Annotated in this window: 13 protein-coding genes, 1 tRNA gene and 1 pseudogene; 1 reads left to right on the forward strand and 14 read right to left on the reverse strand. The window is 66.3% G+C overall.

What is annotated here, in order from left to right; genetic code table 11:
* Nucleotides 1-22: 22 nt before the first annotated feature.
* The 5 genes and pseudogenes from ABIE00_RS15735 to gcvH form a co-directional block, all read right to left on the reverse strand.
* Nucleotides 23-620, reverse strand: a pseudogene (locus ABIE00_RS15735) (MerR family transcriptional regulator).
* 252 nt (nt 621-872) lie between these two features.
* The gene (locus ABIE00_RS15740; RefSeq protein WP_076798054.1) at nt 873-1376 is read right to left on the reverse strand and encodes a bifunctional nuclease family protein; all 504 of its coding nucleotides are present in this window, start codon (nt 1374-1376) and stop codon (nt 873-875) included.
* On the reverse strand, nt 1376-2092 hold the full coding sequence (ftsR, locus tag ABIE00_RS15745; RefSeq protein ID WP_043418625.1) for a transcriptional regulator FtsR: 717 nt from the start codon (nt 2090-2092) through the stop codon (nt 1376-1378). The genes ABIE00_RS15740 and ftsR overlap by 1 nt, the downstream gene beginning before the upstream one ends.
* A gap of 22 nt (nt 2093-2114) precedes the next feature.
* Nucleotides 2115-2591 carry an FHA domain-containing protein gene (locus ABIE00_RS15750; RefSeq protein ID WP_331573567.1) on the reverse strand — a complete coding sequence of 159 codons (477 nt, stop codon included), beginning with the start codon at nt 2589-2591 and terminating at the stop codon, nt 2115-2117.
* 146 nt (nt 2592-2737) lie between these two features.
* Nucleotides 2738-3124 carry a glycine cleavage system protein GcvH gene (gene gcvH, locus ABIE00_RS15755; RefSeq protein ID WP_331573569.1) on the reverse strand — a complete coding sequence of 129 codons (387 nt, stop codon included), beginning with the start codon at nt 3122-3124 and terminating at the stop codon, nt 2738-2740.
* Between the two features lie 153 nt (nt 3125-3277).
* Here gcvH and ABIE00_RS15760 point away from each other — a divergent pair, with 153 nt between their 5' ends.
* Nucleotides 3278-4150, forward strand: coding sequence for an Fpg/Nei family DNA glycosylase (locus ABIE00_RS15760; RefSeq protein ID WP_354261709.1), 873 nt, complete (start codon nt 3278-3280; stop codon nt 4148-4150).
* A 105-nt stretch (nt 4151-4255) separates the two neighbouring features.
* Here ABIE00_RS15760 and ABIE00_RS15765 read toward each other — a convergent pair.
* From ABIE00_RS15765 to ABIE00_RS15805, 9 genes are all read right to left on the reverse strand, one after another.
* Nucleotides 4256-4329 (reverse strand) — tRNA-Pro (locus ABIE00_RS15765).
* Between the two features lie 138 nt (nt 4330-4467).
* Entirely contained in the window at nt 4468-6018 is a 1551-nt protein-coding gene (der, locus tag ABIE00_RS15770; RefSeq protein WP_354261710.1) for a ribosome biogenesis GTPase Der, read from the reverse strand.
* Nucleotides 6019-6028: 10 nt separating this feature from the next.
* Complete coding sequence (locus ABIE00_RS15775) at nt 6029-6712, reverse strand: lysophospholipid acyltransferase family protein (RefSeq protein ID WP_354263381.1); 684 nt, start codon at nt 6710-6712, stop codon at nt 6029-6031.
* Nucleotides 6713-6800: 88 nt separating this feature from the next.
* Nucleotides 6801-7514, reverse strand: a complete 714-nt coding sequence (gene cmk, locus ABIE00_RS15780) for a (d)CMP kinase (protein ID WP_331573575.1) — start codon at nt 7512-7514, stop codon at nt 6801-6803.
* Nucleotides 7514-8623: a prephenate dehydrogenase gene (locus ABIE00_RS15785; protein ID WP_354261711.1), complete on the reverse strand. Its 1110-nt coding sequence runs from the start codon at nt 8621-8623 to the stop codon at nt 7514-7516. The genes cmk and ABIE00_RS15785 overlap by 1 nt, the downstream gene beginning before the upstream one ends.
* A gap of 3 nt (nt 8624-8626) precedes the next feature.
* Complete coding sequence (locus ABIE00_RS15790) at nt 8627-9865, reverse strand: pseudouridine synthase (RefSeq protein WP_354261712.1); 1239 nt, start codon at nt 9863-9865, stop codon at nt 8627-8629.
* Between the two features lie 106 nt (nt 9866-9971).
* On the reverse strand, nt 9972-10601 hold the full coding sequence (gene scpB / locus ABIE00_RS15795) for an SMC-Scp complex subunit ScpB (protein ID WP_354261713.1): 630 nt from the start codon (nt 10599-10601) through the stop codon (nt 9972-9974).
* Nucleotides 10598-11437 (reverse strand): segregation and condensation protein A, encoded by an 840-nt coding sequence (locus tag ABIE00_RS15800; protein WP_354261714.1) that lies wholly within the window; start codon nt 11435-11437, stop codon nt 10598-10600. Before ABIE00_RS15800 ends, scpB begins: the two co-directional genes overlap by 4 nt.
* A gap of 7 nt (nt 11438-11444) precedes the next feature.
* Nucleotides 11445-12344, reverse strand: a complete 900-nt coding sequence (locus tag ABIE00_RS15805) for a ParA family protein (RefSeq protein ID WP_003801831.1) — start codon at nt 12342-12344, stop codon at nt 11445-11447.
* Nucleotides 12345-12346: the final 2 nt, after the last annotated feature.

Here is a 12346-nt window from a genome sequence, read left to right on the forward strand (position 1 = left end):
GGCGGCCTTCTGCTTAAGTCTGCTAGCCGATCTTGCGCGCAGCGCGGCGCTTGCTGAGTTCATCGTCCGGGAATGTCTGTTCGCCGGCGTGCTCGCTGGGCAGCGAGGCGAGGCTCCCCTCGACTTCGCGCCACACGCGGCCGACGGCGATGCCGAAAACGCCCTGGCCTCCCTGCACGAGATCGATGACCTCGTCCGCGGACGTGCATTCGTAGACCGCTGGCACCATCGCTCATGAGGGTGATCTGGGCCAGGTCCTCGACCCCGCGTTCACGGAGGTGCTCCACGGCGCTGCGGATCTGCTGCAGCGATACGCCCGTGTCCAGGAGGCGCTTGACGACCTTCAGCACCAGGATGTCGCGGAAACCGTAGAGCCGCTGCGAACCGGAGCCCGCTGCGCCGCGGACTGCAGGCTCCACCAGGCCGGTACGGGCCCAGTAGTCGAGCTGCCGGTAGGTGATGCCGGCGGCCTTGCAGGCGGTGGGCCCGCGGTAGCCGGCGTCCTCGTCCAGAACCGGGAGATCCTCAGTGAAGAGAAGGCCCTGAGCACCGCTCGCGGGCACGGCAACGCCGGCCGTCGAGGGTTGCTTCAGCTCGCCTGCTTCGCCTTTCGGACTCACGTGGATCCTCCTTGTCATGAGCTCCCCTGAGGAAGTTGCCGCAACAGCTGCTACGCGCATGAAGTCCAAATGAAATTCATGCTTGTAATTCGGCCGGAGTAGCACTTTCCAGTGTGACTTGCGCCGCTGTCGTATGCAATGGGAACTTGGTACCTTCGACGTTAGGCCTGCCACGGCCCAAGGTCAAAGACGTTCGCATGATTAGTGGGGCGTGTCGAAAGTTTCAGCCTTAACTTTAACCTTAACGTGACCTTAGCCGTCGAAATCCTCGGGCTCGACGTCGTCCAGGAACTCCCGGAACCGGCGCAGCTCGCGCTCTTCCTCCACGGTGGGCCCGGGCTCCGTGTCCTCGCCTTCATCGTGCTCGGTGATGCGCACACCGGCCTCGTCCATGACGGAGTCAGCGCACCAGATGCGGCATTTGGCACGCAGTGCGATGGCCAGGGCGTCCGACGCCCGCGAGCTCACCGTGGCCCCGTTGTCGAACTGGAGCTGGCCGTAGAAGATGTTGTCCTCCACAGCCACGATGTTCACGCTGACCACGGAATGTCCAAGGGTCTCCACGACATCAACCAGAAGGTCGTGCGTCATGGGCCGCGGCGGCACCACGCCCTGCTGGGCCAGCGCGATGGCGCTTGCCTCGGGAGTCCCGATCCAGATGGGAACGTGCCGTTCCCCGTGCATCTCGCGGAGCAGAACCAGGGGCTGGTTGGAGGGCAGTTCGATGCGGACGCCCACAATCTCGACTTCGATCATCAGATTTCCATCCGCGAGATACGGTCCTGGACAAGCGCCCGGTGCAGGGTGAGGCAAAGGTCGCTGATTTCCCGGGCGGCTTCCGCCGCGCGGGCCTGCGACGCAGCGTCCCTGCGCGAGGTGAGGGTGGCTACGGCGCGTTCCACGAGTCCGAACTCGCGCTCCGCGGCCGCCTGGAAGGGCCGGAGGTGCCGGGGCTCCAGGCCGTGGCTCTCCAACTGGACGCAGGCGCGGGCCACCTGGAGTGCGTGCTCGTCGAACTTGCCGTCAGTGTGCCCGATGAGGCCGAAGCTAAGCAGGGACTGCAGCAGGGGCACGCTGGCCCCCGACTCTGCGCGCAGCTGCTCCTCGCTGAGCCTGCGTGCCTTGTTCTGCAGTTCCGCGGCAAGTTCGTCCGAGACGATCCGCGGGGAGACAGTAACCCCGGGCGGAAGGTTCTCGGGCCGCTCGCCCCGGTCGATGGCGTCAAGGTAGTCCTTGATGACCTTCAGCGGCAGGTACTGGTCACGCTGCAGCGACAGGACGAAGCGCAGCCGCTCGACGTCGCTGTCCGAGTACTGCCGGTAGCCCGCGGGTGTACGCCGGGGATTGATGAGCCCTTTTTCCTCAAGGAACCTGATTTTTGACGCCGTCATGCTCGGAAAGTCATCGCTCAGCTGAGCGAGCACTTCCCCGATGTTCAGGACCAGCGGTCCCCGGCGCTCCGGTTGTGCCATTGCCACAGGCAGCCGCTCCGAATCAGACGCGTCCTGCTGCGCGGGCAGGGCTCAGGTAGAAGGTGAGGCGGAACTTGCCAATCTGGACTTCGTTTCCGGACCTCAGTTCCACGCTGTCCACGCGGTCATGGTTGACGTAGGTGCCGTTCAGGCTTCCGGTGTCCACCACCTCGAAGCTCCGCGGCGTGCGGCGGAACTCGACGTGGCGGCGGGAGACCGTCACGTCGTCGAGGAAAATGTCGGCGTCCGGGTGCCGCCCGGCCGTGGTGACATCGGAGTCAAGGAGGAAGCGGGCACCCGAGTTCGGCCCGCTGTGGGCCACGAGCAGGGCGGAGCCGGAGGGCAGTGCCTCAACGGCAGAGCGTTCCTCCGGAGAGAGCTTGGGTACGATCGTGGGCTCTTCACGAACCGGAGTGAGGTTGATCGAGGTGGTTTCCGAAGCCCTGCCCGCACCTGTGCCGTAATCGCCGTGGGTGTGGTTCTGTTCGCCGCCAACCATGGATTCTTCCTCCTTCGTTGCAGATGTCCCCCTGCAATCAACGCGTACCGTCCGGAACTGCCTGGCAGCCCCGGTATGCCGCCCGCCGTCCGGCCTTTGGACTCCATTGCGGGACTCCTGTGGCCGGGCAGCGGGACCGGTTAGCTTTAGCCTACCTGTTGTTCGTACTCCGATGCACTGAGCAGGGAATCCACTGCATCAGGTTCGGCGAGCTTGACCTCGATGAGCCAGCCGTCGCCGTACGGATCGGAGTTGATGAGTGCCGAATCGGTGTCCAGTGACTCGTTGCGGGCCACGATCTCGCCGGAGACAGGCGCGTAAATGTCGGAGACGCTCTTGGTGGATTCAACCTCACCCACGACGTCGTTTGCCTTAACAGTGGTGCCAACTTCGGGCATCTGGGCGTAGACGACATCCCCGAGGGCGTCCTGGGCGAAGTCGGTGATCCCCACGCGGACCACACCATCGGCGTTCGGTGCTGTCACCCATTCGTGTTCGGCGGTGTAGGACAGATCAGAGGGAATGTTGCTCATCAGGGGCCTTTCATCGGGTCAATCACCAATGTCAACGGAGGCGTAGGGAACAGCCACCGGTTGAAAGTATATGCACAAGTCCGGGGCCGCCGGATGTGCCATTATGCCCCCGGGAACCGCCCAATCCGGTACACCGTGTGGCAAAGTGGTGCCATGCCGGAACTACCCGAGGTGGCCGCACTGAGCACGTTCCTCGACACGCGGCTGCGCGGCGCGGTGCTGGAGAAACTGCAGGTGCTGTCCGTGGCCGTACTCAAGACGGCCGACCCGCCCTACACGGCTCTCGCGGGCCGGACCGTCACCGGCGTGGAGCGGTTCGGGAAGTTCGTCAGCCTCGACGCCGACGGCCTCTATTTCGTCTTCCACCTCGCCAGGGCGGGCTGGGTCCGTTTCACCGAAAAACCCTCGCCGGATCCGCTCCGGCCCGGAAAGGGTCCCATCGCGGCCCGCCTGCACTTTGCCGGGGCGGACGGCGGGAAGATGGGCATCGACCTGACCGAGGCCGGCACCAAGAAGGGCCTGGCCGTCTACGTGGTGCGCAAGCCCGGCGACGTTCCCGGCATCGCCGAGCTGGGCCCGGATCCGCTGATCCCCGCGTTCAGCCGCGAGATGTTCGCCGAGATCCTGGCCGGGCACCCGCACCAGATCAAAGGTGTGCTGCGCAGCCAAAGTGTCATCGCCGGCATCGGAAACGCCTACAGCGACGAAATCCTGCACGCAGCGAAAATCTCCCCGTTCGCCATGGCCAATTCCCTGGAGCCGGCGAAGGTCGGGATCCTGTACGACGCCATCCACAGCGTTCTCGGAGCCGCCGTGGCCCAGGCCCAGGGGAAGGCACCGGCCGACCTCAAGGATGCGAAACGGAGCGGCATGAATGTGCATGGCCGCGCCGGTGAGCTGTGCCCGGTCTGCGGGGACACAGTCCGCGAGGTGTCCTTCGCAGACACCGCGCTGCAGTACTGCCCCACCTGCCAGACCAACGGAAAGATCCTGGCCGACCGCAGAACTTCACGTTTCCTCAAGTAGCACGTTGCCGCCCGAGCAGCACCTGCCCCGGAAAGCACGTGCCGCCGTCGTGCGGGCAACAAAAAACCCCGCCAACCCTGTTGGGTTGGCGGGGTTTTGTTGCGGTCGGGCTGACAGGATTTGAACCTGCGACCCCTTGACCCCCAGTCAAGTGCGCTACCAAGCTGCGCTACAGCCCGTCAGTTCCGCCGTTCTCCGCCAGATGATGTTCCGAAGAATTTCATCTAAGCAGTCCGGCCGAACCACCTAGAAGAGCTTACACGATTCCGGAGGGTGCCAGTGACACTTTCCGGCATTCGCCGCCCGGTGTGTCGTAATTAACGCTTCTTGCCGCGCTTTTCACGCACACGCATGCTGACTTCAATGGGTGTCCCCTCGAAGCCAAAGGTTTCCCGCAGGCGGCGGGTGATGAACCGGCGGTAGCCGGGGTCCAGGAATCCCGTGGTGAACAGGACGAATTTCGGCGGCCGGCTGGAGGCCTGCGTGCCGAAGAGGATGCGGGGCTGCTTGCCGCCGCGGACCGGGTGCGGGTGTGCCGCCACCAGCTCGCCCAGGAAGGCATTGAGCCGTCCGGTGGGAATGCGCCGGTCCCAGTTTTCCAGCGCCAGCTCCAGCGCCGGCACCAGGCGGTCCTTGTGCCAGCCGGTCTTGGCGGAAATGTTGACGCGCGGCGCCCACTCCACGTGGGCCAGGTCCTGCTCGATTTCGCGTTCCAGGTACCGCCGGCGTTCGTCGTCGAGAAGGTCCCATTTGTTGAACGCGAGCACCAGGGCACGCCCCGATTCGATGGCCAGCTGCAGGATGCGGACGTCCTGTTCGCTGAGCACTTCGTCAACAGCAAGAAGAACGACGGCGACCTCCGCCTTTTCCAGCGCACTCTGGGTCCGCAGGGAGGCATAGAAGTCGGCGCCCTGCGCCATGTGCTGGCGCCGGCGGATGCCGGCGGTGTCCACAAAGCGCCAGGTCTGGCCGCCGAGCTCGATGAACTCGTCAACCGGGTCGCGGGTGGTGCCGGCGGTGTTGTCCACCACCACACGTTCGGAGCCGGCCAGCTTGTTCAGCAGCGAGGACTTGCCCACGTTGGGGCGTCCGATCAGGGCGATCCGGCGCGGGCCGCCGGAGCGTTCGACGCCCTCGACCGTGGAGAACTCCGGAAGGGTGTCCATGACGTGGTCCAGCAGGTCGGCCACGCCGCGGCCGTGGAGCGCGGAGACGGGGTACGGCTCGCCGAAGCCCAGGCCCCACAGGACTGCGGAGTCGGCTTCCTGGGCGAAGTCGTCCACCTTGTTGGCCACGAGGATGACCGGCTTCTTGCTCCGGCGGAGCATCTTCACGACAGCCTCGTCGGTGGCGGTTGCCCCGACGGCCGAGTCGACGACGAACAGCACGGCGTCCGCCAGCTCCACGGCCATTTCGGCCTGTTCCGCCACCCGGGCGTGGATGCCGCGGGCATCGTGTTCCCAGCCGCCGGTATCCACCAGGGTGAAGTTCCGGCCGTTCCAGTTCGCCGAGTACATGACTCGGTCGCGGGTCACGCCGGGGGTGTCCTCCACGACGGCTTCCCGGCGGCCGAGGATGCGGTTCACAAGGGTGGACTTGCCGACGTTCGGGCGGCCGATGATGGCGAGCACGGGGTCCAGCTTGAGCGGGCTCTCGAGCTCGTCCTCGTCATGCAGGCCGCTGAGGAGCGCGGCGTCTTCCTCGTCGAGTTCATAGTCGTCCAGACCGGCGCGGAGGGAAGCGGCGCGGAGCTCCGCCTCGTCGTCGTCCATGGCCGCCAGATGTTCCGCCACCTGGTCGGTGCCGGTGGGCGTGTATTCGTCTTCGCCGGCGCCGGAGTGGCCGGAAGTTTGAGTCGTATCGCTCATTGCACTTTCCTTAATGGTGGTCTGCCGGCTGTCCGGCTACTGCGGTGGAACGTTGGTGCGGATGATCCGCTGAGGGCAATGACAGCCCGCTGAGCCGGACGGTGTTCCGGACGTGCGCGGCCAGGGTGTCGCGGATTTCCGTGGCCGCCCTGTCCATTGAAGCACGCCCCGTTTCACCCGGATTCCGGCGGAGTGAAAGGGGTTGGCCAAAGCTGACGTGCAGCCGGCGGCCGGGTTTGGGGATGCTGTCCAGGTGTTCGCCGCCCTGCCGTGTGCCCAGGATGGCCACCGGCACCACGACGGCATCGGAGTTCAGGGCGAGCCATGCCACCCCGTTGCTGATGCCCGTTGCGGTGCCGCTCCCGCGGGTTCCCTCGGGCAAAATCCCGATGCAGCGGCCGGCGTCGAGCAGGTCCTTGCTGAGCTGCAGGACCGATCGGTCCCCTGCCCTGTCAACCGGAAGCTGGCCCGACGCCCTCAGGATGCGGCCGAGGAAGCCCTTGAACATCTCCTTTTTTACGAGGATGTGCATGGGCCGGGGCGAGGCGCCGAACATGACGGGCCCGTCGAGGAAGCTGATGTGGTTTCCTGCGAAAATCACCGGGCCAGCGGGCGGAACGTTGGAGCGGCCGGTGACGGAGGTGCGGTAGACATTGTTGTTCAGGAACCGGCCGACGGGCCGGCTCCACCCCATGGTCCACGCACCCGGGAGAGCGGTCCCCGGAACCCGGGGGCTCGGAACTCCGGTTCCCGGCGTCCGGGCGACCGGTGTCCTGGCGGTATCACTCATGGTTGATGACCTTGGTGACGATGCGCAGCGCGGCTGCCACGGTTTCCTCGAAATCCAGCTCGGAGGAATCCAGTGTCACCACGCCGTCCGCCGCCTGGGTGAAGTTGACCACGGTGGAGTCCTTCGCGTCCCGCTGCGTCACCTGGGCAGCCAGCTGCTCGGCGCTCTGCGTTCCGCCGAGCTGGATGCCGCGGCGGCGGAGCCGCGCCTCCTCGCTGGCCGTCAGGAGCATGCGGACCTGGGCAGCCGGGGCGACGACGGTGGTGATGTCACGGCCCTCCACCACCATGCGGCGGTTGTGCTTTTCGATCAGCGCACGCTGGCGGCGGATGAGTTCGGTCCGGGCACCGAGCGTGGTGGCGACGGCACTGACGGCCGAGGAGATGGCCGGTTCCCTGATGGCGTCGGTAACGTCTGTGCCATCGACCCGCACAAACTCGGTGTGCGGACTGGTGCTGATGTCCAGCGGCAGTTCTTCGGCAGCCAGCTCGACGGCGGAGGCGTCAGCGAGGTCCGTTCCGCGGTCGAGGCAGTACCAGGTGAGGGCCCGGTACATGGCGCCGGTGTCCAGGTAGGCAAGGCTGAGGCGGCGGGCCACTTCCTTGCTGACGCTGGACTTTCCGGAGCCGGACGGCCCGTCAATGGCCACCACGAGCGGGCGGCCCAGCCGGAGGGCAGGCAAAGTTTCGGTCAGTTCCTGTGTCATTACTGCAGTACCCGCCATCCACGGTCGCTTAGTGCTTCTACGAGGAGGTCATGCGCGCTCGGCAGCACGGAGATCTCCACCATGCCCACATTCTGTCCTGAGGAGTGGTCCAGGCGGAGATCCTCGAGGTTGACCCCAATCTCGCCGATCTCGGTCAGCAGCCTGGCGATCTGGCCGGGCCTGTCGTCCACGAGCACGGTGAGCCAGGAATATGCCTGCGGCGGTCCGCCGTGCTTGCCCGGGATCCGGGCCTGCCCGGCGTTGCCTTCGCTCATCAGCTGCGCCAGGTCAAGGCGGGCACCGGCGGCCGCGGGGTCTTCCAGGGTTCCGATCAGCCGGTTGAGGTCATCACGCACACCGTAAAGGATCTCCACCACCTTGCCGGCATTCGCACCCAGGATCTGGACCCACAAAGTGGGGTCGCTGGCGGCGATGCGGGTGGTGTCGCGCAGCCCGTTCCCCGCGAGGGAGAGGGCGTGCATCGGGGTGTCCTGCAGCCGGGTCGCCAGAAGCGAGGACATCACCTGCGGCAGGTGGGAGACCAGGGCCACGGCCCCGTCATGTTCCTCGGCCGTGAACTGCGAAACGAGGGCACCGAGGTCGGTGGCCAGCGCCCGCGCAGCCTGGACGGCTCCGGCGGAGGACTCCTCGGTGGGGCACACGACCCACGGCATGGAAGTGAAGAGCTCGCCCCGGGCCGCAACCGGGCCGGACTTCTCGCGCCCGGCCATGGGGTGGGTGCCCACGTAACGGCTGAGGTCCGCACCACGGTTGCGCAGGTCCTGCAGGATCGCAGCCTTGACGCTGGCAATGTCGACGACGGTGGCGTCCGGGTAGTCTGTCAGCGCCCCTTCCACAACATCTGCCGTCACGTCCGGCGGCGATGCGACCACAACCAGTTCAGGACTTTCGTCCCCCATGGCCGCCAGCGGAAGCCCGGCGCCGATGTCGACGGCGACTGCCTGGTTGGTGGGCGACGGATCCGACAGGTACACGGCAACGCCGCGGCCGCGCAGGCCGAGGCCGATGCTGGTGCCGAGCAGGCCGGTGCCAATAACGACGACCGGCCCGTTCAGGTGTCCGCGGCCGTGCGTACGGAAAGCCGACATCCCTTACAGCCCCACGGATGCCAGCAGGTGGCCGACTTCCTGCTTGCCGAGATTGCGGATGCTTCCCTGGCGCTGGTCGCCCAGGCCGATCGGACCGACCTTGACGCGCACCAGGCGCAGCACCGGGAAACCGACGGCGTCGAACAGTCGCCGGACGATGCGGTTCTTGCCGGAGTGCAGCACGACCTCGATCAGCACGTGGCCCGGGGTCGAGTCCACCAGACGGAAGGAGTCGACGGACGCGAAGCCGTCCTCGAGTTCGATGCCATCCTTGAGCTGCGAACCGATGCCTTGGGGGAACGGTCCGCGGACCTGGACGAGGTACGTCTTTGGCACCTCGTAGGACGGGTGGGTCAGCCGGTTGGCCAGCTCGCCGTCGTTGGTCAGCAGCAGCAGCCCTTCGGTGGCAACGTCAAGGCGCCCCACGTGGAAGAGCCGCTCACCCTGGTTGTTGCGGATGTAGTCGCTGATGCACGGCCGGCCCTCGGGGTCCTCCATGGTGGACACCACGCCCTTGGGCTTGTTGAACACCATGTAGACCAGCGTGTCATCGAGCTGGATGCGCAGGCCATCCACGTGGATGACGGCGGTCTTGGGGTCGACGCGGACGCCGAGCTCGGTGACGATCTTGCCGTCAACCTCCACGCGGCCCTCGGCAATCATCTCTTCGCAGACGCGGCGCGAAGCGACGCCGGCGGAAGCCATGACCTTCTGCAGGCGGACGCCGTCGGCGTCGTGGACTTCGGACTGCGGCACCTCGGCGCGGGGACCGCGCGTACGGGAGGGCCGGCGTACCGGTCCCAGGTTCTGGCCAAAGCGTTCGCTGCCGAAGGCGCGCGAACCCGCAGCCTTGGGAGCGCCCGACTTGGGCTTCAGCGCGCCCGGGGTCCCGGGGGCCCTGTTGGCCCCGGGCTTCCGGGAAGCGGCGGCATTGCGCGCGCCGGCCTTGGGTGCACCTGTCCTGGGTGCGGGAGCCTTGGCGCCCGGCTTCCAGTCGCCCGCGGGCCGGCGGCCGGCAGGTGCCTCGTCGGGATCGACGAAGCGCTCCTCGCGGGGCTTGGCCTTGTAGGTGCGGTCGCCGAACGGACGGTCGCCGCCCTTGGGGAAGTCGCGCTTCCCGGCGCCTGCGCCGCGGCCCTGTACTGCCCCGCGGCCTTGTGCTGCGCCGCGCGTGGCGTTGCGCTCTGGACCTTTACGTCCGGAGCTGTTACGTGGTGAACCCTGGCGTCCCGCCTGTGTCATGACCCGTCCTCTGTGATTTTGACCGTCAAAGGTTGTCCAAAGACAACACTAGCCAGCCGTGCAGAATAAATCTGCCCTGGTAAAAACTGCGTCGCAGGCGTGCCGCCTACATTCTTCCGGCGTCGTAGAACTCTTCAATTCCTTCAAGCCCCGGAAGGTGCGGTGAAAGCTGAGGCAACTCAGCCACCGAGCCGATTCCCATGCGTTCAAGGAAATACGACGTCGTGCGGTACAGGACAGCGCCAGACTCCGGATCCGTTCCGGCGTCCTCGATCAGTCCCCGCTGGGTCAGCGTCCGCACAACAGAGTCAACATTGACTCCACGAATTGCGGACACCCTTGCCCGGGATACCGGCTGCCGGTACGCGATGACGGCGAGCGTCTCAAGCGCCGCCTGGGTCAGCCTGGCTGTCTGCCCCTCCAGGACGAATGCACCGACAACGTCAGCGAATTCAGCCCGCGAGTAGATGCGCCAGCCGCCGGCGACGTTCCGCAATTCAAAGCCCCGGGGGCTGGAAGCGACATCAGGTTTAGGTCCATTACTGCCATTTTCCATATCCGGGGCTTTAACAGTATAGCCGTCATAGTCGCGCTGCAGGTCCAGCAGCAGCGCCTCGACGGTGGCCACCGTCAGGTTCAGTCCGGCGGCCAGGTCGGCGGCAGAGGTGGGCTCGTCCAGAACCATCAGCACCGCCTCAAGCGCGGCGCGTTCCCGGCCCTCAAATGGATCCGTCATTGCTGGTCCTCGTATTCCTCGCTCAGGTGCTCCGCGGTCCAGCCGGTGCCGGCCGCAGTCCACCGCACTGTCAGGTCCCCCAGCGGCGCCAGCTGGTCGAAGGCCACCACCTGGTCCCTGAACAGCTCCAGCAATGCCAGGAAGCGGGCCACCACAACAAGCGTGGATTCGGCGTCGGCTATCAGGGCCCGGAAGGTCAGGGGTCTGCCGTCCTGCAGCCTCAGCCCAATCAGCTCGGCCTGCTCGCGGACGCTCACCGCGCTCCCGTGCAGGTGGGCCACTCCCACCTCCGTCGGCGCCGGGTCCTTGGGCTTCAGTGCCGCCTCAGCCAACGCCGCGAACTGTGCGGGGCTGTGCTTCCAGACCAGTTCCGGCAGCATGGCCGCGAAGTGTTCCTCGAGGGCGACCTGCCGCGGATAGCGCCGGGCTTCGAGTTCCAGTGTGGCGTCCATCAGCGCGGCGACCTGCTTGAAGGCCTTGTACTGCAGCAGCCGGGCAAAGAGAAGGTCACGTGCCTCGAGGAGGGCGATGTCGTCGTCGTCCTCCACCTCGCCTGCGGGCAGCAGGCGAGCTGCCTTCAGGTCCAGCAGCGTGGCTGCGATGACGAGGAACTCGCTGGCTTCGTCAAGCGCCCACTCCTCCCCCAGCTCCTGCAGGTTACGGATGTACCGGATGAACTCGTCGGTGACCGTGGCAAGGGCCACCTCGGTGATGTCCAGCTGGTGTTTGGTGATCAGACCCAGCAGGAGGTCGAAGGGTCCGCTGAAGTTGGCCAGGCGTACTTCGAAGCCGGACCGCCTGGCCTCGGCGGGGGGCGCTGCCGGCTCTGCGGTCATTTTCGGGCTAGGGCGCGCCGCCGCGCGAAATCAGTTCCTTGGCCAGGCGGCGGTAGGCGTCGGCACCGACGTGGTTTCCGGCGTAGCTCGTGATGGGCTCGGCGGCCACGGTCGCATCGGCGAACTTGATGGAGCGCTTGATGACGGTTTCGAAGACCTTGTCCCCGAAGGCTTCCACCAGGCGGCTGATGACCTCGCGGCTGTGCAGCGTCCGGGCGTCGTACATCGTGGCCAGCACGCCGTCTACCTGCAGCCGCGGGTTGAGGCGGTCCTGGACCTTGTCGATGGTTTCGACCAGCAGGGCCACCGCGCGCAGGGCAAAGAACTCGCAGATAAGCGGGATGATCACGCCGTGGGCCGCGGTGAGGGCGTTGACGGTGAGCAGGCCGAGGGAAGGCTGGCAGTCGATGAGCACGACGTCGTACTCGTCCTCCACCTTCTTCAGCGCACGGTCGAGGACCTGTTCGCGGGCCACCTCGTTGACGAGCTGGACTTCCGCCGCAGAGAGGTCGATGTTGGCGGGCAGCAGGTCCACGTTCTCCACGCCGGTCTGGTGGATGGCTTCGCGGATGTCGATCTTGCGGTCCATCAGGACGTTGTAGACGGTCAGATCGAGTTCGTGGGGGTTGACGCCGAGCCCGGCGGACAGTGCGCCCTGCGGGTCGAAGTCCACTAAAAGCACGCGGCGGCCGTATTCGGCCAGTGCTGCGGCGAGGTTGATGGTGGAGGTGGTCTTACCCACCCCGCCCTTCTGGTTAACCATGGCTATAACGCGGGCCGGTCCATGGGAGGACAGCGGCGCGGGCTCCGGAAAATCGCGGTGGGGGCGGCCTGTGGGACCCATGACGGCGTCTTCCAGGTCGAGTTCCGTGCCTTCCAGAGTTGCTGAACCCTGTTCGCTGCTCACGT

The organism is Arthrobacter sp. OAP107 (genome assembly GCF_040546765.1).
Lineage (GTDB): Bacteria > Actinomycetota > Actinomycetes > Actinomycetales > Micrococcaceae > Arthrobacter.